The organism is Veillonella atypica (assembly GCF_041431435.1).
GTDB classification, from domain to species: Bacteria; Bacillota; Negativicutes; order Veillonellales; family Veillonellaceae; genus Veillonella; species Veillonella atypica.
The window spans coordinates 1-20,204 of sequence record NZ_JAPVXV010000008.1; the positions used below are offsets into that span (position 1 = coordinate 1).

The 20,204-nt window shown below is 39.8% G+C and carries 22 protein-coding genes and 1 other annotated feature; of the genes, 2 read left to right on the top strand and 20 right to left on the bottom strand.

From position 1 onward, the window contains the following. Positions 1-35: 35 nt before the first annotated feature. The 7 genes from O3598_RS08920 to O3598_RS08950 form a co-directional block, all read right to left on the bottom strand. Positions 36-365, bottom strand: a complete 330-nt coding sequence (locus O3598_RS08920; RefSeq protein WP_060924999.1) for a DMT family transporter — start codon at positions 363-365, stop codon at positions 36-38. 140 nt (positions 366-505) lie between these two features. Continuing rightward, positions 506-1,576, bottom strand: coding sequence for a 3-isopropylmalate dehydrogenase (gene leuB / locus O3598_RS08925; RefSeq protein ID WP_118354226.1), 1,071 nt, complete (start codon positions 1,574-1,576; stop codon positions 506-508). Positions 1,577-1,849: 273 nt separating this feature from the next. Then, positions 1,850-2,341 carry a 3-isopropylmalate dehydratase small subunit gene (locus tag O3598_RS08930; protein WP_005381479.1) on the bottom strand — a complete coding sequence of 164 codons (492 nt, stop codon included), beginning with the start codon at positions 2,339-2,341 and terminating at the stop codon, positions 1,850-1,852. Position 2,342: 1 nt separating this feature from the next. Then, entirely contained in the window at positions 2,343-3,602 is a 1,260-nt protein-coding gene (gene leuC / locus O3598_RS08935) for a 3-isopropylmalate dehydratase large subunit (RefSeq protein WP_371452436.1), read from the bottom strand. Position 3,603: 1 nt separating this feature from the next. Next, the gene (locus tag O3598_RS08940; protein ID WP_005381515.1) at positions 3,604-5,142 is read right to left on the bottom strand and encodes a 2-isopropylmalate synthase; all 1,539 of its coding nucleotides are present in this window, start codon (positions 5,140-5,142) and stop codon (positions 3,604-3,606) included. A 289-nt stretch (positions 5,143-5,431) separates the two neighbouring features. Next, positions 5,432-5,635, bottom strand: a binding site (T-box leader). Between the two features lie 226 nt (positions 5,636-5,861). Continuing rightward, a complete protein-coding gene (locus O3598_RS08945; RefSeq protein ID WP_371442371.1) occupies positions 5,862-6,269 on the bottom strand; it encodes a hypothetical protein in 408 nt (135 codons plus the stop codon). A 387-nt stretch (positions 6,270-6,656) separates the two neighbouring features. Further along, positions 6,657-7,289: a hypothetical protein gene (locus O3598_RS08950; protein WP_371442372.1), complete on the bottom strand. Its 633-nt coding sequence runs from the start codon at positions 7,287-7,289 to the stop codon at positions 6,657-6,659. A 184-nt stretch (positions 7,290-7,473) separates the two neighbouring features. On the opposite strand from O3598_RS08950, the gene O3598_RS08955 reads away from it, so the two are divergent. Continuing rightward, positions 7,474-7,755 (top strand): type II toxin-antitoxin system RelB/DinJ family antitoxin, encoded by a 282-nt coding sequence (locus O3598_RS08955; protein WP_371442373.1) that lies wholly within the window; start codon positions 7,474-7,476, stop codon positions 7,753-7,755. 307 nt (positions 7,756-8,062) lie between these two features. After that, the gene (locus O3598_RS08960) at positions 8,063-8,410 is read left to right on the top strand and encodes a hypothetical protein (protein ID WP_371442374.1); all 348 of its coding nucleotides are present in this window, start codon (positions 8,063-8,065) and stop codon (positions 8,408-8,410) included. A 55-nt stretch (positions 8,411-8,465) separates the two neighbouring features. On the opposite strand, the gene O3598_RS08965 is transcribed toward O3598_RS08960, so the two are convergent. The 13 genes from O3598_RS08965 to O3598_RS09025 all read right to left on the bottom strand — a co-directional run bounded on the left by O3598_RS08965 (position 8,466) and on the right by O3598_RS09025 (position 19,983). Continuing rightward, positions 8,466-8,936: a hypothetical protein gene (locus tag O3598_RS08965; protein ID WP_371442375.1), complete on the bottom strand. Its 471-nt coding sequence runs from the start codon at positions 8,934-8,936 to the stop codon at positions 8,466-8,468. Positions 8,937-8,999: 63 nt separating this feature from the next. Continuing rightward, entirely contained in the window at positions 9,000-9,707 is a 708-nt protein-coding gene (locus tag O3598_RS08970) for a hypothetical protein (protein WP_371452438.1), read from the bottom strand. Between the two features lie 271 nt (positions 9,708-9,978). Beyond that, positions 9,979-11,178 (bottom strand): NADH-dependent flavin oxidoreductase, encoded by a 1,200-nt coding sequence (locus O3598_RS08975; protein WP_371452440.1) that lies wholly within the window; start codon positions 11,176-11,178, stop codon positions 9,979-9,981. Between the two features lie 252 nt (positions 11,179-11,430). Next, a complete protein-coding gene (locus O3598_RS08980) occupies positions 11,431-11,733 on the bottom strand; it encodes an ArsR/SmtB family transcription factor (protein ID WP_270523678.1) in 303 nt (100 codons plus the stop codon). A 217-nt stretch (positions 11,734-11,950) separates the two neighbouring features. Beyond that, positions 11,951-12,535 (bottom strand): hypothetical protein, encoded by a 585-nt coding sequence (locus O3598_RS08985; protein ID WP_371452442.1) that lies wholly within the window; start codon positions 12,533-12,535, stop codon positions 11,951-11,953. Positions 12,536-12,582: 47 nt separating this feature from the next. After that, entirely contained in the window at positions 12,583-13,182 is a 600-nt protein-coding gene (locus O3598_RS08990; RefSeq protein ID WP_295210763.1) for a hypothetical protein, read from the bottom strand. A 136-nt stretch (positions 13,183-13,318) separates the two neighbouring features. Continuing rightward, positions 13,319-14,077 (bottom strand): SDR family NAD(P)-dependent oxidoreductase, encoded by a 759-nt coding sequence (locus tag O3598_RS08995; RefSeq protein ID WP_295210761.1) that lies wholly within the window; start codon positions 14,075-14,077, stop codon positions 13,319-13,321. Positions 14,078-14,091: 14 nt separating this feature from the next. Next, entirely contained in the window at positions 14,092-14,832 is a 741-nt protein-coding gene (locus O3598_RS09000; protein WP_316065423.1) for a Fic family protein, read from the bottom strand. A gap of 369 nt (positions 14,833-15,201) precedes the next feature. Next, positions 15,202-16,197, bottom strand: coding sequence for an electron transfer flavoprotein subunit alpha/FixB family protein (locus tag O3598_RS09005; RefSeq protein ID WP_371452445.1), 996 nt, complete (start codon positions 16,195-16,197; stop codon positions 15,202-15,204). Further along, positions 16,197-17,201: an electron transfer flavoprotein subunit beta/FixA family protein gene (locus O3598_RS09010; protein ID WP_371452447.1), complete on the bottom strand. Its 1,005-nt coding sequence runs from the start codon at positions 17,199-17,201 to the stop codon at positions 16,197-16,199. Before O3598_RS09010 ends, O3598_RS09005 begins: the two co-directional genes overlap by 1 nt. Before the next feature lie 4 nt (positions 17,202-17,205). Next, positions 17,206-17,484, bottom strand: a complete 279-nt coding sequence (locus tag O3598_RS09015; RefSeq protein WP_005384274.1) for a ferredoxin family protein — start codon at positions 17,482-17,484, stop codon at positions 17,206-17,208. Then, complete coding sequence (locus tag O3598_RS09020) at positions 17,481-18,788, bottom strand: FAD-dependent oxidoreductase (RefSeq protein ID WP_371452449.1); 1,308 nt, start codon at positions 18,786-18,788, stop codon at positions 17,481-17,483. Before O3598_RS09020 ends, O3598_RS09015 begins: the two co-directional genes overlap by 4 nt. A gap of 211 nt (positions 18,789-18,999) precedes the next feature. Next, positions 19,000-19,983 carry an Abi family protein gene (locus O3598_RS09025; RefSeq protein WP_105112053.1) on the bottom strand — a complete coding sequence of 328 codons (984 nt, stop codon included), beginning with the start codon at positions 19,981-19,983 and terminating at the stop codon, positions 19,000-19,002. Positions 19,984-20,204: the final 221 nt, after the last annotated feature.

Here is a 20,204-nt window from a genome sequence, read left to right on the forward strand (position 1 = left end):
TATTCTAATTTATGATATAGAAACTAGCTATAGTTTTAATTCCCTACACTGCCCCACAAGTTAAGGATGACAACACCAACTACAATAAGACCTATCCCCAAAATGGTGTACATATTATAGCCCTCACTAAAGATAAAAACAGAAATGAGTGCTGTCACCACAAGGCCTACGCCAGACCAGGTAGCATAGGTAACACTGAGTGGAATATATTTCAGTACATGCGTCAATGTATAGAAAGATCCTACATAGCCACATACGCAGGCAATAGTCTGTAACGGCCGCGTAAAGCCATCAGAGGCTTTCAACATGGTCGTAGCAAATAGCTCAAGCCCTATAGATAAGGCAAGTAAAAAATAAGATAACATAACTCCTCCCGCAAAAAAGAGATGGACTAGCCCTCTCTTATATAATAACCTATATAATATTTCTGCATTATAATGTATATGATAAGATTTTGAAATGATTTAGCTCACTTGATGAGCTTTCAAAACCTTGTTCCCTACGATTATAGACGTTCAATAACAGCTTGCGCCATTTCTGTGGTACCTACACGTTTCAAACCTTCGCGGTAGATATCGCCTGTGCGGTAACCATCAACGAGCACTTGTTCAACAGCTTTTTCAATTGCATCAGCCACTTGAGGTAAATCAAGGGAATGACGGCACATCATAGCTGCAGACAAGATTGTACCCAATGGGTTCGCCAAGTTTTGACCCATAATATCTGGTGCAGAACCGTGGATTGGCTCGTACAACGCTGTGCCAGTACCCATGGATGCAGATGGTAAAAGCCCGATAGAACCAGAGATGACAGCGCCTTCATCAGACAGGATATCGCCGAACAAGTTTGTTGTAACGATAACGTCAAACTGTGCAGGATTTACAACGAGTTGCATCGCTGTATTATCTACGTAGAAGTAATCTGTTGCGATATCTGGATTAGCTGCCGCTTTTTCTTGAGCGATTTTACGCCACAAACGAGAAGAAGCCAATACATTTGCTTTATCTACAGATACAACCTTTTTATTACGTTTGCGAGCTGTTTCCATAGCAATGTCCATGATGCGCTCTACTTCGTAACGGCTGTAAGTTTCTTTATCCCAAGCAAACTCGTTAGCACCTTCACCTTGTGCCTCTTCGCGTTCACCGAAGTAAATCCCACCAGTCAACTCACGAACGATAACGAAATCTACATCTTGTACGAGTTCCTTTTTAAGAGGAGAATACTCTTGCAAAGATGGATAGATTTTTACAGGACGCAAGTTACAGAACAAACCAAGCTCCTTACGAAGACCGAGGATTGCTTTTTCAGGACGGATAGAAGGATCCACATTATCCCATTTAGGACCGCCTACAGCACCAAGCAATACAGCATCAGCAGCTTTACAAGCCTCAATAGTATCCTCAGTCAAAGGCACACCATATGCATCAATAGACGCACCGCCTGCTTTTTTATCAATCCAATTAACCTTTACATTAGCTTTCTCAAAAGCCACATCACACACAGCCTTCGCTGCAGCAATAATCTCAGTACCGATACCATCACCAGGAATCAATACGATATTTTTTTCGCTCATCTATATATTCCTCTCCGACGATGAAGCCCCGTTGCAAGCCTCCATTGCCTTAACGGGCCGAGGCCATAGGCCTCGCCCTAGCAAAAGTCGTTTGCGACGGGGCTTCATCGTCTACATCTATCCATATGTACATCATTGCGAAAAAAATCGCAATGATAAGCTACGTAGAGCCGAGGTGCATGCTCTGACGCGACTTTAGTAGGTCAAGGCCCTCGGCCGATGACCGTTAAGCTAGCTGGAGCGTCAGAGCATCACCGAGGCTCGGCCACGTACTTATTTGCGATGTTTCGCAAAGTTCACAAGACCTCCTGCTGCCGCAATGTCTTGAATGAATTGTGGCAATTCAGTGCCTTGGTATTGTTCGTTTTTAGTCAAGTTGTACACGATACCTTTAGACAAGTCTACGCCGATTGCATCGCCAGCGTCGATACGGTCTACTTGTTCGCCGATTTCAACTACTGGTAAACCAATGTTGATAGCATTACGGAAGAAGATACGGGCAAAGGAGTGTGCAATGATAACAGGTACGCCTTTTGCTTTGATAACGCCTGGTGCGTGTTCACGGGAGGAACCACAGCCAAAGTTTTTACCAGCTACCATGATTTCGCCAGCTTTCACATTTGGCGCGAATGTAGTATCAATGTCCTCCATCGCATGTTCCGCCAATTCGTTCCAGTCAGCAATCGCCAAGTAACGAGCTGGAATGATTACGTCTGTATCTACATCGTCGCCGTAGCGCCAGATTTTTTTGCTTTCAAAATCCATATTAAACCTCCTCAGGGCCTGCAATGCGGCCTAATACAGCACTTGCTGCCGCCACGTAAGGGCTTGCCAAATATACTTCAGAATCAACGTGACCCATACGACCACGGAAGTTACGGTTTGTAGTGGAAACAGTGCGTTCCCCTTCAGCCATGATACCCATGTAACCACCTAGGCAAGGGCCACATGTTGGCGTGGACACTGCGCAGTCAGCTTGAATAAAGATGTCCAATAAACCATCTTTCATAGCTTGATCGTATACATCTTGGGAACCAGGAATTACGATACAACGAACGAATGGGGCTACTTTGCAACCTTTGAAGATTTCCGCTGCTGCCACCAAGTCTTCGTAACGGCCATTTGTACAGGAACCGATGATAACTTGGTCGATTTTAATATCTTTGTCGATTTCGTTGATGTAATGTGTGTTGGATGGCAAATGAGGGAATGCTACCACTGGTTGCAATTTGGACAAGTCAATGGTAATTGTTTGAGCATATACTGCATCAGCATCTGGAGCGATTGATTCAACAGGACGATTTACGCGGCCTTTGATGTATTCTTCAGTGACTGCATCGTAAGGGAATACGCCACATTTACCGCCCGCTTCGATAGCCATGTTACAGATTGTAAGACGATCTGCCATAGTCATGTGTTGTACGCCGTCACCAGCGAATTCAAGAGCCATGTAACGAGCGCCGTCTACGCCGATTTGTCCGATTAAATCAAGGATTACGTCTTTACCAGTTACCCATTTGTTAGGTTTACCGATAAGCTCAACCTTGATTGTTTCAGGCACTTTGAACCAAGTTTTACCTTCTGCCATAGCAACGCCCGCATCAGTAGAGCCTACGCCTGTGGAGAATGCATTTACCGCACCATATGTACAAGTGTGGGAGTCAGCACCAATCATCATTTCCCCAGGACCGATAAGGCCTTTTTCTGGCAAAATAACGTGCTCAATCCCCATTCTACCGACTTCAAAGTAGTTTGTAATGCCATGTTCGCGTACGAAATCGCGCATAACTTTCGCTTGTGTAGCAGATTGAATATCTTTATTTGGTGTGAAATGATCTGGCACCAAGTAGATTTTATGACGGTCAAATACAGGTTTGCCGATTTTTAAGAACTCTTTACGCGCCGGTGGGAATGTGATGTCGTTCATCAAAACAGCGTCCAAATGACATTCGATGATTTGGCCTGGCCTTACAACATCAAGACCCGCGTGGCGAGCCATATTCTTTTCAGTAATGGTCATACCCATATTATTCTTCCTCCTGTTGTTCTAGCTCCATAGCTAGGAATACTGAGTTAACTGCATTAATATATGCGTTCACACTTGATTTAACGATATCGGTGCTAATACCACGACCATGGTACAAGCGACCGTTGTATTCTACCTTAAGGGTTGCTTCCCCAAGGGCATCTTTACCGGCTGTGATGGCACGGATTTGGTAGTCTTTTAAGCTAATTGGCAAGCCAACAACACGTTCAACTGCTTTAAGGGATGCGTCTACTGGACCATCACCTACGGCAGCATCAGCTTTCTCCCCTTCTGGGGTCATGAGGCGAACGTCAGCATATGCGTAGCCTTTTTCACCTAATTTGTAGTATTGAGCCACAAGCTCGAATGCTTTTTTATGATGTAAGTTATCTACTACAAGAGCGATAATGTCATCATCGTATACTTGTTTTTTACGGTCTGCCAATTCTTTGAATTTAGCGAAGAGGTCGTTGATTTTCTCTTCTGTGAAAGATTGGAAACCAAGTTTTGCCAAATGATCAGCAAAGGCATGACGGCCAGAGTGTTTACCCAATACGAGGTCTGTTTTTTCAGCCCCTACGGACTCAGGAGTCATGATTTCATATGTTTCAGGATTGCTCATCATACCATGTTGGTGAATACCAGATTCATGAGCAAAGGCGTTGGAACCAACGATTGGTTTATTTGGAGGAACTACAACACCTGTTAAACGGCTCACAAGTTTAGATACTTTCGTAAATTGTTTTGTATCGATGTTCACTTGAAGGTCGCCGAAGTAATCATGGCGTGTTTTAAGAGCCATTACAACTTCTTCAATCGCTACGTTACCAGCCCGTTCGCCTAGGCCATTAATTGTGCCTTCTACTTGGCGTGCACCTGCTTTAATAGCAGCTAACGTATTTGCATTAGCAAGACCTAAGTCATCATGACAGTGAACGGAGATAATTGCATTTTCAATACCTGGTGTATGTTCTTTGATGTAACGAATTTTATCACCGAACTCATTAGGGTTCATATAACCTACTGTGTCTGGTACATTAATAATTGTTGCACCACCAGCAATGGCAACACCAAATACTTGGCATGCGAAATCTAAATCAGAGCGTGCCGCATCTTCACCAGAGAACTCGATTTCATCAACCTTACCTTTTGCATATGCCAATACGGATTTAACCTTATCCAATACCTCTTGGCGAGTCATTTTTAATTTATATTCCATATGAAGTTCGGAAATAGCAATGAATACATGCAAACGGCTACGTTCCGCATCTTTCAATGCATCAATCGCTTTTTGTACGTCCTTTTCATTAGCACGTGCCAACGCACAAATTGTTGCGCCTTTCACTTCGCGTGCAATCGTTTGTACTGCTTCAAAATCTCCAGGGGATGCTGCTGGGAAACCAGCCTCGATTACATCGATGCCGAGGCGTACTAGGCCTTTCGCAATTTCAATTTTTTCAGGAGTTTGTAAAGACACACCTGGTGTTTGTTCCCCATCACGAAGGGTTGTATCGAAGAAATATACGCGATTTTGATCCATAATCTTCACCTTTTCTGTACTAATAAAAACATAACACTTTATTATATCTATTCATTGTGAAAGTTTAATCAAACAAAACGTAGAATTAAAGTGCGTGCTCGCAAGCGACTTTAGTAGGTCGAGGCCCTAGGCCGAAGACCGTTACTCTAGCTACTAAGAACTGTTAAATGTCGGTCGCAGCCGACTTTGGCCCTGCGAAGGCCGTAGGCCGAAGTCAGACCCGGCCGGTGGAGGCTCCGACCAACATTTGACAGTATAAAAAAAGCCCCTCAGAACAACTGTCGTTGCTCAAAGGGGCGTTATATTCATAACACGGTACCACCCTAATTGGGACTCGTTGCGGGTATAACGGAACCACCGTCGATGACTACTGCTGCATTCGCCACCAAAGCTCACGGGAGAGTGTCAGCGTACAACCTCTATTGCCTCGCACCAACCGGCAACTCTCTGAAAGCAGGATCTGTAAACCTTTATACCCATTCATAGCTTGTATTTAGATATAAGGGTATTGTACTGTATTCTATAGACTTATGTCAATTAAAATAAAATGAATATTATGCATCTAGCGTTCTTGTTAGTAACTAGCACAACAAAAATAGCAGGGTGGCCGCCCTGCTATTTTTTCGTTCATATGAGACTATGTCACATATTGACATCCCTTGTCATATAGAATAACACTTCACTATAGTATAGTCAATGTGCCCTCTACGCAATCAATCTTAAAAGCTTATCCATTCTAAATTCTCAAAATTCTTTAGAATTCTTTTATCCATTTTTACCACTTGATTAGTTAACTCTATTCGGCCATTAACAAACAAAATATCTGTATACCATTCTTTTAAACTAGCATACGCTTCATTCTCTAAATCAATAATCACGGTTTCTATGGGGTCCCAGGTTTTGCATCTTACAGACTCGACCATAACCATACTATTACCTATAAAAGTAACGTCCCTACCATAAATCCAAAATGGCAATGCTTTCCCCTTTATAGAAATAGAATATATAGCATCTCCATGAGGCGGTTCTGTTTTATATTGCGCTTTTATATTGTACTTTTCCATTATCTCATTGCTAGCATTTTCTATATATGGCAACGTTGAAATCTTGTAATCATCTGCGTTCATATAAGCTCCGTTATTTTTAATATAAATCACAACAAAGAGGACTGTATATCGCTATTTGTGTAAAGAGTATTTTGCTATACTTATTACGAAGAGAGTCCGTTGACGTGAGTTAGGTTCATCTCCGCGAGGAGGTGATACTATGACAAATCATGAAGTTACCTATGTAATTATCATAGTTCTGTTATCAGTAGTCACTATCATTGCACTAGTTAAGTAGTACAACGATAAACGCCTAACGTATAGAGGAGTGCAGTCCTCTAACACGTTAGGCGTCATCATAATTTTGTTCAGTTTTAGATGAGCCTAACGCCCTAATCACGTTAATGGGCTCTCTTTATATGTATATTATAAGCTAATCAGGCTTAAAAAGATAGTACAGTAATAAACTTAATTAGTACCTACACTGTTAATCATTTCTCTAGCCCGCTCAACAGAAACTGGTTCATTAAATAAAAACACATGGTTCTGCCCCTTATGTTCCCAAGATGCTAAGTAAACGGCGTCATCTACCATTCGATAGGTTACCGTCATACCATTCACAATATCCGTCTTCTGAGGTACATAATCCTTATAATCGCCTGCGATATTACCTGATACTGTCGATACACGATACTTAATATACTTTGGCATATCATCTACACGGTCAAAGTATTTTCCTTTTACAAGTTCATGATAGGCATACACAACTTGTAATACATCGTGATCCACAATGGATACATGTACGGAACGTAATCCCTCTAAACCACTTGGCAACTGTGGCTTAAAGTTCAAATGTTGCTTAGCCTCAAATACAGTATCAAACACCTCTAGTGATTGACCTTTACGAATACCTTTATAGTCGCTATCAGTTATAGTACAACTACCAAGTCCATCGGGACATGGGAACTCATTTCGATCACCATAAGGCTGATCATAAATAGAATTACCATTAAGACGGAACCGCATCAACTCATCTGCGGACACAACATTGATGGAACCTATAAAAGCTAGCGTAGCTAACGCACATACAACCTTTTTCATGATACATTCCCCTGCAAACAAACTATATATAGTAAGTTAATTATATCACCTAAAAAGCTAATATTCTTATATTCAGAAATATTTTTCGTTCAGGAAAAGATATGTATTATGCTTGCAATTCGCACTTATAAGATTGCAATTATATAGCATTTGCATTACAATATAAGTAACAGGAGGTGATACTATGGCTAAAACGGCCTCTATCAGTTTGCGTATCGAGCCAGCTGTAAAAGCACAATTAGAAGCACTATATGCTAGCTTTGGCATATCCGTAACTGATGCGATTAATATTTTTCTCCATACATCACTAATGGAAGGCGGATTTCCATTTCAACCTAAACAACCTCGTTATAATGCAGAAACAGAAGCTGCTATTCAAGAAACGAAAGATATATTGGCAGGAAAGGTAAAAGCAAAATCATATGCTAATATAAAAGAAATGATTGAGGATTTAGGATTGGAGTAATCAGTTATGTTGAGATTAGTGCTTAGCAGTAGATAGTATTATCTTTAACTCGCACGGGTAGCCACTCAGATTTATTCTAACTAAGCTTAAGAGGAATGTGAAAGCATTCCTCTTTTCTATTTCCCAAAAAATTTATACCAGTTATCATCATAAATCTATCACATTTGATAGTATCTATCGTAAATCATTCTACTATTCAAAATTATTGTAGGTGTTATAATGAACTTATAAAAATGAACAGGTGCTCATATGATAGTAAGTGCATCTTTTCAAACTAATATTTACTAGTTATATAAAGGAGATTATCATGACACATACACAATTAACACAACTCGTACAAGCATTATTAGATGCACCACAAAGCAATCCTAAAGTAAAAGAATTCGCTCAATCTTGGATTAATGCAGAAGGTACACCTAAACAAGAAGAACTTACAAAACAACTCGTATCCGTAGCAGAACAAAACATTGCACTTATCGATGAAACAATCGGCTTTGCAGACTCTGAACTTGCCACACAAATCCTTGGCGCAGAAGGCGCAGCTAACCTATTACAACACGCTAAAGAAATCAAAGCAGAAGGCGCAGAATTCTGTGACTGCCCTGCCTGTGTAGCCGCAAAAAATATTATCGATTTGAAAGCGGAAATTGAATAGGAATATATAGAAAATGGCTCCCTTATAAGGAGCCATTTCTTATATTTAAAAGACTTTATATCTGAATATCATCATATTTAATTTTGCCATTCTCTATTATTTTCGTAATAACAGAACCTCTATTTTTATCAATAAGTATACTAAATCCAAAACAATATCGAAATTGACCATCCTGTTTTGTCATTTCATAGAGTTTTTTTACATCCTTCTCTGTATTATCATTCCACCAAGGCTTAATCTCTATTATAACAAAATTATCATCATTGGAACCACGCTTATGCACTATAATATCAGGTCTTATTAAATTATTTGCCTCATCCGATTTAGGGTCAGCTAGATTTCGATTATATTCACAATCCACATCATATTTATCGATTAATAATGCCAAGTAGTGTCCTAGTTTATGAGAAATAGATAACTCACTCACATGCTTGTTCATTCTATTACTTATTAAATATTGATCTTTATAATATAGCATATCTAATGCTAATTTTAATGCATCATTAAAACACTCTAAGGTCATCATAAAATATCTCCTTTTAATATATATTAATCATTTATCCTAGTAAAATATTTAATTCATAACTATCTATTTCTCATTTTGATTTCTCACTCTATAAAGTTCACGCTCTCTTTTTATAGAAAGATATAAACTTATATAAAACCAATACACACAGTATCCAAATACAAAGCCTTTACTAAGTACAAATGTAAACTGAATCCATTCTTTATGCTCCATATTAGGAAGTAAACTACTAAAAGAAATAAGATGCTTTAGAGGATTAATTATTTCAAATGATGAAATATGCCACTCTGGAGAAATTAGATTACCTATATGATTAAACATAGCAAGAATATAATATATAACACCAATAAAAGCGATATAAATTATTGATAGCCGTAATAAATCATAACTTTGATAACTTATAAATTGACACCCTGATTTTATAGTACTGAAAAATTCATAAAATTCTTCAAATAACTTCCTAAAGTATCCCTTTTTTTCAAACTTTTCTATTATAACTTCTAAGATAAAAGCTATAAATAAGATAAAAAATAATATTGCTGGTATACTAAACAAAAAAGGGATAAACCAATAAAGAATAAACTCTACTTTTTTTAGTAACACTTTTACTATTTGAGGTAATATAGGATCAAAATCTAATATATTCACTTCATAATAAGAATATAAATAATCAGCAAAAAAACATAGCATAAAAAATGAAACTAAAAGCTTTATAAATAAGTCCAATCGTTTTCTAACTAAGTTTATTAAAGCCATAACATTCTCACTCATATATAGCTCCTTTCTTTCATAAAATATCATACCACAATATACTATTTTTAATTTCACTCATAATTTAAAAAGTATAATTTATTACCTAAGTATAAAAGCCCCTGTTTCAAACAGGGGCTTTCATTTATAAACTCGCTTTCACAAGTTATTTATGTGTGTATAGTTTTATGTATTGTGATTCGATTATTTAACTAAAAAATTTACTTAATAATCTGTATTTTTTACGAATGTATTTACGAAGTTATTTACTAATTTAGTTGATGTTTACTTTTTATTGTTCTGCATATGGAATTGCTAGTGGGTGGTTATCGTATGTACCTCTGTGTTGGTCATAGATGGTTTCTGCACCTGGTAATGGTGGCAAACCTAAGGAGTCAGTACGTGTGAAGGCTTCAAATAGGCCTGGTGTTAGGTGCATGTGTGGAACATGTTCCAGAGTTACTTCGCGAACGATGGTATCGCCTTTACCGTTCATGATTTTATGACCAAATTCAGGGTCTACCAAAGTACCACGGCCTACTGCAATGATGTCAGTGTAGTTTTCTACCGCATCACGAGCTGCTTCTTCGCTGAAGATATTACCTACAATAATAAGTTTTGTTTCATCATCAAGAGCTGCTTTGAATAAAGAGCCAAAGGATTGATCTGCACCTTCTGGTTTAGAATCATAGCCACCCCATAAGGATAAATGGATGTAGTCTAACTCTTCTTTTACAATAGCTTCCACTAATTGAAGGGATTCTTTATAGGTATAACCAATATCTGTACCGTGGATTTCTTCTGGGCTCAAACGATAGCCAATGATAAAGTTTTGTGCGCCCGCTTCTGCTACAACGCGTTTTACTTCACGCACAACGGCTAATGGGAAGCGCATGCGATTTTCTAAAGAGCCGCCCCATTTATCTGTGCGGTGGTTTGTCAATACAGAGAAGAATTGTTGCAATAAATAATGGTTAGCACCATGAATCTCTACACCATCGAAGCCCGCTTCAATAGCTCTTTTTGTAGCACGACCAAAGTCTGCAATGATCTCTTCAATTTCACTTTCAGTAAGAGCACGAACAGGGAACTTACGTTGTAAATCGCTAGGTGCTACCACATCTTGATGATTGATAAAGCGACCAATCGCCATGCGCCCACCGTGATGGATTTGCATAACCGCTTTATTACCGTCTTTCTTTAAAGCTTGTGCAATTTTCTTTGCTCCCTCTAAGTGAACATCAGAGTAAATGCCCATTTGGGATGGATAGCCCGGCATGTACGCTGGGCCACCACTTTCACTAACATAATGGAACTCAGTAATCAATAGGCCTGCGGCCTTAGAACGATGATTGTAATAACGGATCGTATCATTACTTGCATAGCCACCCTCTAATGCAGATTGACTTTGCATCGGAGCCAAGGCAATGCGGTTAGGAATTGTTAAGCCACGACGGAATGTAATTGTATCTGTTAAGTTATGTTGTACCATTATAGCCTCTTTCTCCTAATACTATAGGAATTTTATACGATATACATCTAGCTGATGACTGAATTATATTTTCACATTTACATATTGCGAATTACCGATGTATTGAGTTAATAAAAAAGCACTCCTATATAATCACACTCACTAGATAATACGCATCGTATCAATATAATTGCGTTACTAATACAAGTATCTGACTAGTAAATTCTAGTAAATTATGTTACACATACTTATGTGTTATATATTTATGCTCTTTTATAATTCAGTTTCTACCAACTTTGCTAATTCTGCAATGGTTTCCTCGTTGCGACGGTAATAGGTCCATTTACCAATTCGTGTAGCAATCACCAAATCTGCCTTTTGCAACACAGACAAATATTGAGATGCTGTCGATTGGGTAACGCCTAATTTGAGCTGGATTTGACCTACACAGACGCCGACTTCTACCATGTCTACCGGTTCTAGATGTGTAAAGTAACGCTTTGGATCTTTTAACCAAAATAGAATCTGTAAACGTGATTCATTAGCAAGTGCTTTAAAGATCTCTAATTGATTCATCTTTAGTCACCTCTAACATCATTATATCGTAATTTCGCGATATATCAATTTATTATACATTCTACAAATCGATTTGTAAAAATCTTTACGCTCAATTCATACTAAAACGGCCCCTCATGAGAGGAGCCGCTTCTTATATAACCCTTACAGTGTCCATGCGAGTACTGCACTGTAGCTCGCATGCCATTCCATCAAGAATAGTTTGTATCAGGCTGTATTATTTCATATGTGATTTTGGTGCAACTGTATTAGCAATGATCGCTTTTGCCATATCGCGATTGACAGGACGTTCAAAGTACATCGCGTGGTTTTGACCATCTTTTGTCCAACCAGCGAAGTATACCATTTTTTCGCCACCTTTGAAAGTAACCTTTGTACCGTTTACCTTTTCTGTAGCTGTAACGCGATAATCCTTATAATTACCACTGATATCACCTTTTGTAGTACCTACGCGATACACAATACGTTTGCCTGCCGCTTGGTTCCGCGTTGTATCTTCACCAACTTGGTAAACATACACAACTTGCAAAACATCTTTATTGATTGTGCTTACAGACTCAATATTATAGCCTACAGGTAATACTTTAGGTAGCTGAGGCATAATATTCATGTATTTAGCGGCTTCATCAATAGTAGCGAATTCATGAATTGGGCTTGGCATACCAACCATTGGCGCTGCCTGTTCTGCAACTATAGGTTTAGCTGGATCTGGTTTTACATCTAAAGTACCTTGTGCACCAGCAACGCCATAAGAACCTACGCACGCACACGCAACTGCCATTAATACAAATTTTTTAACCATGAGTATAATCTCCCTTCGGTCAATAAAAAAAATTATTAAAAACACATTTATTTTTCATGTGATTTTTCTTCAACAATATGACGGATCATCGCTTTTGCCACATCTCGTGTAACTGGGCGATAAAAATCTAAGGAGTGATTTTGTCCATCTTTCATCCACGATGCAAGATAAACCATTTTGTCACTGCCTTTAAAAGTAACCTTCATACCGTCTACACGTTCAGTTTCTATCACCTTATGAATTTTATGGTCACCACTGATATCACCAGTTAACTTAGATGAACGATATATAATATATGCGCCTCCATCTTGATTATAACATGGATCCGCACCAGATTTGTAGACATACACAACTTGTAATATATCTTTCTCTAAAGTGATGATAGATTGAATATTAAAGCCTACAGGTAACAACTTTGGCATCTGTGGTGTAATATTCATATACTCCGCCGCTTCTTTAACTGTAGTGAACACATGTACAGGACTCGGCATAATAAAATTTGGTTCCGTAGGTTCAACTGAGATTCCACCAGTCATAGGCACAGAACGATTCCCAACAGATAGATCGTGAGCACTAGTAATGCTATAGGAACCAATAGCTGCACATGCTAAAGAAGCCACTAGTAATGTCTTTATCTTTGTTGTCATAACGACAATCTCCAAAAACAAATTTTGTAAAATTATATTTATTAAAATATACTTAATAAATATATCCTAAATGATGTAGGATTTAAAGTAATAAATGCTACCTATATCATTTTAACAAGTTTAGTATAATAGTCTGTTATTTCTTATGAACCATAAAGCCTGCCGCTTGTTGGTTCGCCATGATGGTCACATCAGAGATTTGCATGCGCTTAGGTTGATTTGTTACATACAATACAACATCGGCCACATCCTCTGGTTGAACGGCTTCAATACCAGCGTAGACAGATTTAGCTCGTTCCGCATCACCGTGGAAACGTACTTCACTAAATGGAGTTTCTACGATGCCTGGTTGAATGTTGGTAACCTTAATATCTGTAGCTATGGTATCCATACGAATGCCATCGGCCAACATTTTGACAGCTGCCTTAGTAGCACAATAAACAGCACCACCTGGATATGCGTAAATCCCAGCTGTAGAACCCATATTTACAATATGACCTTCATTTTTATCAATCATAAAAGGTAATACTGCCTTTGTTACATAAAGAAGTCCTAATACATTCGTATTAATCATTGTGACTGCATCTTCTATGGTACTATCTTGGAATGGATCGAGTCCCTGTGCCAGACCTGCATTATTTACAAGTACATCAATGCCACCAAAAGCTTCGATAGCTGGTTTTACCTTAGCATCTACCTCTTCACGTTTGCTCACATCAAGCACAAGCGTATCCACATGAATGCCATATTGCTGCTCAAAATCTTCCTTAATCGCCGCCAAGCGATCTGCACGACGACCAGCAATCAATACATTATCTCCATCTTGAGCGAAAGCACGGGCACACTCAAGGCCAATACCAGAAGTAGCACCTGTAACGAAAATTTTGCGGTTCATATGTATTCCTCCTTCTATTTAACAGTGATGACAGGGGCGGATTTACTTACATCTTGGATTTCATAGCCCCAGCGTTTTAGCATGGTTTGTTGTTCTTGTTTTAGAAAATCGAAGAATTGACTGCGATGTTGCTCGGGGCTTTCATAATATTCAATTAAAGCAGTCCGATATTCTACTTCGCGAGATTTTGTTATCGTAATTGGGCATAATCCATTCTGAATAAGGTTTCCATTCATCATGAGCAGAGCGGTTCGTTTATTGCTATCGCCAAAGAACTGGTTACGAGCCATCTCGGCATATAATAGAAGCGATTGTTCCAACGGATTATCCTCTAGCTCTTGGCACCTAGCTATTAATTCGTCCCAACAGGAATTTAAATCCAAAGGATTAGGCGGTGTATAACTTGTACCACCTATAGCTACTGGTGCATTGCGAAATCCACCAAATCCTAGGCGGTTCTCACTTTCAGAAACCAACTTATTATATTCGATAGTCACTAACTTATTAATCTGAAATCGTTTTAACCGCAAATTCTCTATCAAGGCTTGCCAGCCACGATTAATATTATCTATTTGTCGAGTTTCACTCACACTGAGCCCCGCCACAGAAGTACCACACACAATCGTCTCAACCTGCGGATACGTCGCCGTGTTTCCCTCCATCTGTGCCATATCAAACACAAACTGAGCACGCAACTTCTCAGCAATAAACAATGCCAAATCAAAACCTACATAACCATTACTATCAGCAGTCACAACATCACCTCCCTACGTCCATTCAACTATGATATGTATAACACCATTTTACCATATTTCTACTTATATTATTTCAACGATTATGTTGGGACTAAAAATAAACTAATGTAGATAACAAAGAACCATAGGGTTCTGAAAACGACTTTGGCCCTGTTCCTACCAACGAATGTGTAGGCGCCAATTTAATGGACACATAAAAAGATTGGGCCTATGGCTATATCGACTGTAGAAGAAAGAAAGGACCCCTTTCGAAAAACGACTTTGGCCCTGCGGAGGCCGCAGGCCGGAGTCAGACCCGGCCGGTGGAGTTTTTCGGAAGGGGTCCTTTCTACTACGGCAATTAAGCTAAGGGCCCAATCTTTTTATGTTCTATTTTAAATGCGCCAACATATCGTTGAGAACTTCCATACAATCCCCAACAATCCCATAGTTCGCGTGTTGGAATATTTCCGCCTTCGGATCATTGTTAATGGCCACGATTGTATCGGCACCAGAGATGCCGCTTACGTGTTGGATAGCGCCAGAGATACCAAATGCCAAGTATAGTTTAGGGCTTACGGTTTTACCTGTTTGGCCTACTTGGTATGGCAATTCAATCCAGCCTTTTTCAACGAGTGGACGGGTAGCGCCTACAACGCCACCGATAGCATCAGCGAGTTCGTAGAGTTTATCAAAGTTTTCCTTTGAACCCATACCACGACCGCCAGCTACGATGATATCCGCTTCTTGGATATTATAACCAGACTTGCTGAATGGAATAAAATCTAGTCGTTTGGTGTGAATGTCTTCGGACTTGAGGTCAAATTGTTCAAGTTGGATACGGCCCCAACTGTCTGCAATACGCTCAGGTTTTTTGAATACATTAGGACGAACAGAGCCCATTTGTGGACGATGGTTTGGCGAAATAATTTCAGCCAAGATATTACCACCTAAAGCAGGACGGGTCCATTCTACAAGGCCTTCTTCTGTATCTACGGTTAGGATAGTGCAATCTGCTACAACGCCATTTTGCATGCGACCAGACATGCGTGGTGCTAAGTCACGACCATTGTTGGTAGCACCAATTAAAAGGATATTCGGTTTATGGTCTTCAAAGAAATCCGTCAATACCTTTGTATAGCCATCTGTTGTATAGTATTTCAAGAGGGGACTTTCAAAAACGTGAACAATATCGGCGCCATGAGCCACAAGCTCCTCCGCCTCAGCTTGTACGTTTTCACCGAGGAGCATTACTTGCACGAGCTGACCCAGTTCCTTGGCGATGCGGCGGGCTTGACCGATAAGTTCATACGTAACTGGATGCACTACGTCATCGATGGTATCAGCTACGACAAAAACGTCTCTGTATTCATCAAAATTTATCATTATCGGTCACCTCCTTCAGAAACAGCATCAGCTTTAGCGGCCTCTGCTGCAAATGTATTTGGATCTACCGCCTTAGGTTCGCTAGACACCATGCTTTCAACAGACGCAGCTCGCTGTACGGGGTCATTTACGTCAATGCCCTCATCGTCATGCACCTCTACAACCAGTGTGTCATTTGGCACCAAAAGGTGTGCGAACTTTTCAGGCTTGATGTGATACGCCAATTCAAGCACCTTTTTGGCGCCTTCATCAACGGATGAAAGCATTTCTACCTTGCCACGAAGCGGTGGTTGGTATACCTTGCGTACCCGTGTTGGGGAACCGGTAAGGCCAATGCGGCTTTCATCAATATGAGGCATATCACGCAAGGTAATATGATTAATAGTATATCGTTTCGCGTAAATGGAGCTCCAAAGGCCAGGTTGACGTGGCTCGTTAAGTTCGGCTGTCGTCGTCACAAGCAATGGCAACGGAGCTTCAATCACTTCATAACCGTTCTCGTGCTCCCGCTTTACAATCGCCTTTTGAGAGGCTTGGTCTACGGAAAATTCACAAGCATAGGTAGCTTGCGCCATACCGAGTTCCTCTGCGATTTGAGGGCCTACCTGAGCTGTATCGCCATCGATAGCTTGTTTTCCGCAGAAAATGAGTTGGAACTGACGGTTCATGGTTCGTTGAATATGACGAATAGCAGATGCAATCGTATAACTTGTAGCCAATGTATCGGCACCACCAAAGGCACGATCTGTTACGAGCACCGCATCATCAGCGCCTAACGCCAAGCATTGACGCAATGCCTCTTCGGCTTGTGGAGGCCCCATAGTCACAACCGTAACGCGACTGCCTTCAATTTGGTCTTTCACAGTTAAAGCCGCCTCAAGCGCGTGCATGTCGTAAGGGTTTACAATACTAGGCAGACCTGTGCGGATGAGATTATTTGTTTCCGGATCTAGTTTAATTTCCGACGTATCCGGTACTTGTTTTATACAGACTAATAATTCCATGCACTCACCCCTGTCTAAACTCTACGCCCTTGGCGTTACGAGGATATTTCCAAGTCTTAACAACACTGTGTCCACATAATACGCGACATGTGCCACATTCGAGACAGCCCGCAAAATCAAAAGCAAGCGTGCCGTCCTCTTGCAATGTGTATAAACCTGCAGGACAACCATTCACGAGCTTCATCGCTTCTTCGCGGCTTACGCTTTCACCATCAATAATGATGTGAGGACACGTTTCATCTACATAATATTTATTCGCGCCCAAACGCTCTTCTAATTTCATAGGGAACGCACCCCTTTCCATGCATCACGAATCAATCTGAATAGGCCTACATCCTTGACGCGGCGTAACAATTTTTTCATCAATGGCACCGCACCGTCACCATTTACGGTGAATACATCACGCATAAGATTGTTTACAAATGCAGGATACTCATTAAAAATACGCGGATTAGAGGCCAAGAATTTCGGCATATTTTTATACAATTTCATATCGCGACGCAACCAAGACGCCTTGATTTGTTTTTCGTACAATTTAGTAACGCGATCCATATTTTCGTCGCGTAGCGCCACATTGACCGCCTCAGCTGCGCACATGCCGGACTCGATAGCCAAATCCATACCACGAATCGTGTACCCCAGATTCATGCACATCCGCGCCGCATCACCAACGATGATGTAACCCTTGCCGCCCAATTTTAGCATCGCTTTATAACCGCCTTCAGGCACAAGATGCGCGCTGTGTTCCTTTAATTGACCATTTTTCAAAAGCGGTGCAATTCTAGGATGACTGGTGAAAGCCTCCAACATTTCGTCAACTGATTTATCTGCCAAGCCGATATCCTCAAGGCCTACTACCATGCCTACGGAAAGGCTGTCCTTATTCGTATATATAAAGCCGCCGCCTAGTAGACCATCTGTCATATCGCCCAACGTAAGCCATGCCATGCCTTCATCACCAGATAACATAAGGCGATTCTCGAGGTCCTCTTTTTTGAATTTATATACCTCTTTCACACCCACAGCCATCGTCTTAGGATCTGTAGGGTCAGCCAAACCAGCCTCTTCTAAAAGCACTGTGTTAGCACCTTCAGCGATGATAACAAGTTTTGCATACACCTCATCATCGTGACAACGTACACCTACAACGCGACGTTTTTTACCTTCCCCTTCGGTGATGAGTTCCGTTACCTGTACATTAGAAACGAGCAAAGCCCCTTTCTTCTCAGCCTCTTCGGCCAGCCATTTATCGAATTTAGCACGCAACACAACATAGGATTCTTCATTTTCTTTCACATCTTGGTAACTATATTCGATGGTCGTCATCTCATTGCCAGCGCCGATGGAAATGCGTTCCTTCGTCACCTTTCTTTCAAGAGGCGCACGATCCCTAAAATCCGGTACCAATCTCTCTAGGGAGTGCGTATAAATACGGCCGCCCATCATATTCTTAGCACCTGGTGCCATCCCGCGCTCAATGACCAACACCTTCACACGCTGCTCCGCCAAACGTAACGCCGCTGCAGCACCCGCCGGCCCTGCCCCTACGACGATAACGTCAAATCTCTCATTTCGATCTATTGCCATATACTCAGCTCCTTTTTATGAAAGCCTAACTTACATAAGTCTATATATTATATATTCACGATACAGATTGAAAATACCTTTTTAACATACCACATGTACATGAAAATTGTATAAGAAAATAAAAAATGGGCTGGTCGAGACCAGCCCATCAAGTATGCTCCGAAAAGACATACCGCAATTAACATTATTATAATACAACTTATAAAAACAATCAACTAGATATAACCAATTTCAACTGACTAAGACGCCCACTTAAATTAGCTGGAACAATTGCATATTCTACTCTAGTATTAACATTTTGTCTTACATCTACTACTAATTTTTCATACTGTTTAATAAAAGATAAGATTTCTTTTTTAGGTACACATAATGTTTTCAAAAACCAAGAAATCAAAATAATGTAATCACCTATCGTATCAAAGTTAACAAAAGGTAAATTAAAATAATGTACCATATAACTAGACATACTTCGTGTGGCATTAAAAGACTTAAAGCGAGCATCAAAAACTATTCCATTATGTGCTACAGCATTTCTTAAATCCTTAAGTAAATAGATATAGTTCGATAGCAATTTACGATTTGTATCAAATTGGACTCCTATACCTAAACTATGAGATATTCTATCTCTAGCAGCAATAGTAAAACTAGCTAATAATTTACCAAACTGACCTAACATCATAACTTCAAACAAAGCCCATATAGGAACCTCTGAAGCATGATTGTCATAAAAATGCGTAATTTTAGTATTTCTGGATTTATATTGATCTAATAATATGCTTTGGATCATTTTTTGTAGCAATAACTTATTTTGTTGAATTTTTTGCTTTTGCTCTCTACCAAGTGTTGTAGGAGAATTATGAAACCCTTCAACAGCTAATCTAAACATATCATTAATATGCTCAGATTGTATAAAATTTAAAACCTCTTCAAGTACAATATTTTTAACGGCAGTTTCTATAAACATTAATTTACTATATAACAATGACTTAAGCTCACTATCATATCGAATAATAGCTTCAACTTCACGATAATCTTGAATCGCCAGTCGGTTAGTAGGTTGTTTAAAAAATCTATAACCTTTATATCCATGAAAATACCCACTATTTCTTAATAGTCGTTTATCGGTCGTTCCTCTAATATCAATACCTTGATTTCGTAAATGTCGCATTAAACCATTTAAAGACTTATAGCTCACAATATACGCCCTCTTCTCCATTTTATACAAACACGAACTAACTATACAATTTAATTATAATCCTCTTAATATAAATTTACTATTTATATATAATGAGATTTATAAATAAAGCACTATGAGTATTCTTCTAAACTCTACCTTTACGGCCTGCGCTCCACGCAGGCCTTTCCCTTCCTCATAAATTGATTATGCAAAAGGTGGAGCGCAGTGATAAAAAGTCG